Annotated in this window: 4 protein-coding genes; 2 read left to right on the forward strand and 2 right to left on the reverse strand. The window is 43.2% G+C overall.

The annotated features are described in order from the left end of the window. Positions 1 to 105 precede the first annotated feature (105 nt). Positions 106 to 315, reverse strand: a complete 210-nt coding sequence (locus PHQ42_05340) for a hypothetical protein (protein MDD5072125.1) — start codon at positions 313 to 315, stop codon at positions 106 to 108. Between PHQ42_05340 and PHQ42_05345 the strand changes: the two genes are divergently transcribed. Then, on the forward strand, positions 302 to 784 hold the full coding sequence (locus PHQ42_05345; protein ID MDD5072126.1) for a hypothetical protein: 483 nt from the start codon (positions 302 to 304) through the stop codon (positions 782 to 784). The two genes, PHQ42_05340 and PHQ42_05345, sit on opposite strands and share 14 nt — an antisense overlap. A gap of 124 nt (positions 785 to 908) precedes the next feature. Here the strand turns inward: PHQ42_05345 and uvrB are convergent, their stop codons facing one another. Then, positions 909 to 2,726 carry an excinuclease ABC subunit UvrB gene (uvrB, locus tag PHQ42_05350; GenBank protein ID MDD5072127.1) on the reverse strand — a complete coding sequence of 606 codons (1,818 nt, stop codon included), beginning with the start codon at positions 2,724 to 2,726 and terminating at the stop codon, positions 909 to 911. 184 nt (positions 2,727 to 2,910) lie between these two features. On the opposite strand from uvrB, the gene PHQ42_05355 reads away from it, so the two are divergent. Further along, positions 2,911 to 3,208: hypothetical protein (locus PHQ42_05355; GenBank protein MDD5072128.1), on the forward strand; the 298-nt coding region annotated here is incomplete at its 3' end.

Genomic DNA, 3,208 nt, shown 5'->3' on the forward strand with positions numbered 1-3,208 from the left:
GCTATAAAATGGTTTTAGATAAATTGAATAAGTAAAATAAAATAATCCCGCCCCTCTCGAGGAGCGGGACAGGTAAAACAATAAGGGAGGATTTTTTGTTCTTTTTTAACTTAACTCTCCTGAAAGGGGGTGGATCATGGGGGAAATAATTTTTCTCAAACCGAACGGAAGCTTGGAGGCGTCTTCTTCGGTTTTGCTGGCAAGAGCCGGAGAGCCGGTAGTCATAGACGACCGAAGCCCGATGGCGATAATTCGGCCTGGCAGCATTTTCTCAATGATGCCGGTAATGAGGCCGAAGAATATGCCTAAACTCATTGCCGCTGACGGAGGCAGGAATCCGATCTGCGCCATGCTCGGGTATGATTTGGTTGTTGACTCCGGTTTTTTCAACGATCTTGAAGTCGTTGTTGAGCTTCCTTTGGCAAAAAGGACAAGGAAGCCGATCACGGTTTCAATTATCGGCAAAGACAGAAAATTTGTTGATAAACCCGAAATCAAAGTTGCCAGCTTGTATGAAAATATTGGCCGCGGCGACGCTGGTTTCCGGGAAGCGCAAATTGACGTTTTTGACGGTTCAATTGAGGCCTTAGTCACCTGTTGCGGCTACGACTACGGGATCGATGTCGTGGAAACCGGCAAAAGTTTAAGAGAAGCCGGATTGGTGGTAGTCAAAAGGCTTTTAGTTTCCCCGACAGTTCTTGTGGCCCACAGAAACTCTCCGATGATGACGGAAATTCGGCGACTCGGCGAGAAACTTCTGGAGGCTTCCAAAAAAAAGAAGTGAGGGGGTTAAATCTTATAAAACGACTTGTCGTAGATTTAACCCCTTTTTTTGTTATTTTTTTGCTAGCGCAAAAAAGCCGCACTATTCCGAGTACTCGGGACGGCACATGCGAATTATATAGATGTTATATTATTGAATCGTGGAATTTGGTTTCTATGGTTCGCGGCGTCAAGCCGTTTTTTTTATTATAAGCGATTTGTTTCTCTCGGCGTCTTTTCGTTTCCCTGATAGCATATTGCATGGCCGGAGTGATATTGTCCCCATACATTATAACTTTGCCTTCGGCGTGCCGGGCCGCCCGGCCCGCGGTCTGGATTAAAGAAGTTTCATTGCGCAGGAATCCGCCTATGTCCGCGTCCAAAATCGCGACCAGGGAGACTTCGGGAAGATCAAGGCCTTCCCGCAATAAATTTATGCCCACTAAAACATCATATTTTCCCAAACGCAAATCGCGCAGGATATCCACTCTTTCCAAGGTGTCAACTTCGCTGTGGAGATATTGGACCTTTATGCCTTGCTCTTTTAAATAATCGGCCAGTTCTTCGGCCATTTTTTTAGTTAAGGTGGTAACCAGGATGCGTTGTTTTCTTTCAGTCCGTTTTTTTATTTCTTCAATTAAGTCTGGAATTTGTTGCTGGGTCGGTTTCACCTCAATTTCCGGATCAAGCAAATAAGTGGGCCGGATAATCTGCTCCGCAACCTGCTTTGATTTTTTTATTTCGTAGTCTTGCGGAGTGGCGCTTACATAGATAATTTGGTTGACCCTTTTGTTGAACTCGGAAAAATTCAGAGGCCGGTTGTCGCGAGCGCTAGGCAGGCGGAAGCCGAAATCAATGAGCGTTTGCTTTCTTGATTGGTCGCCGGCGTACATGCCGCGAATCTGCGGAATAGTAACATGCGATTCGTCTATGAACATTAAATAATCATCGCTGAAAAAATCCAACAAAGTGGCCGGAGGCTCCCCCGGAGCGCGGTCGGATAAATGCCGCGAATAATTTTCAATCCCGTTGCAATAACCGACCTGTTCAATCATTTCCAGGTCATAATTGGTCTTTTTCTCCAAACGGTAAGCTTCCACTTCTTTTTTTTGCTTCTTTAATTCTTTTAATCTTTTGGCCAATTCCGCCCGGATATTTTTTAAAGCTTTGGCCATTTTGTTTTCCGGAGTCATAAAATGTTTGGCCGGCAGAATTTTAATTGACTTTAATTTATCTTTACCTTTATTAGACAAGGCCAGGAGTCTTAAGACCGGTTGTCCGGGTTTTATGTTAAAGATAGAAATTTTATCTATTGTATCGCCAAACATTATAATTTGGATAATGGCCTCGCCGGTGGCCAAGTGGACATCAATCGCTTCTCCTCTGACCCGGAACTGGCCGCGGTAAAATTGCTTATCATCCCTTTCGTACTGAATTTTTATTAATTGGCGCAGGAGTTCATTTCTTTTGATTTTTTGCCCGACTTCAAATTTTATGCTCATGGCTTCATAATCTTTTTTCTCGCCCAAGCCGTAAATGCAGGAAACGCTGGCCACGATCAAAACGTCTTTCCGGTTGATAAGCGACTGGGTGGCGGCGTGGCGCAAACGGTCAATTTCTTCATTAATGGAAGTTTCTTTTTCAATATAAGTGTCAGTCTGGGGGATATAGGCCTCGGGCTGGTAATAATCATAATAGGAAACAAAATAATGAACGGCGTTGTCAGGAAAAAATTGCCTGAACTCGCCGTAAAGCTGGGCGGCCAGAGTTTTATTATGGGAAATTATTAGGGTTGGTTTCTGTACGGCTTCTATAATTTTAGCCATGGTAAAAGTTTTGCCGGACCCGGTTAAGCCAAGCAAAGTCTGGTGTTTGTAATTTTTTTTCAGGCCGGAAACAAGTTTTTTGATGGCAACAGGCTGATCTCCGGCGGGTTGGAATGGCGTTTTTAATTTAAACTTCATTTTACGTGAATTACGAATTATGAATAATGAATTATGAATTTGGAGGTTGCGGATACTATTAGGATAAGACATTTGGCTTAATTTATCAATATATTATTTACTCTTGCTTTTTATTTTCGTTTGTTTTAAGATGTATTTAGCGGATAAATTAAAGGCTTTTTAGCCCTTTTATTTTTTAACCCTTATGTCTGATAATATAATCCAGAAAATTTTAAAACCAACGCCCAGGGGCAGACTTTGGCAGGTTTTTATTCTTATAATTATTTTTACTTTGGCCGGTTTTTTGGTTGATGCCGGTTTTTATTACAACAAGGGAGCGAGTTGGCTGTCCGGAAAGACCAGCGACACCGTCAACCTCCCCCGAGTCAAAGAATTGCCATTCAGGCTGGGTTTGGATTTATTGGGCGGCACCCATTTGGTTTATGAGGCTGATGTTTCCTCTGTCGCCGACAAAGACAAAAACGACGCGGTTGAAGGGGCTC

The sequence above is a fragment of the Patescibacteria group bacterium genome (genome assembly GCA_028711655.1).
Taxonomy (GTDB): Bacteria; Patescibacteriota; Patescibacteriia; order Patescibacteriales; family JAQTRU01; genus JAQTRU01.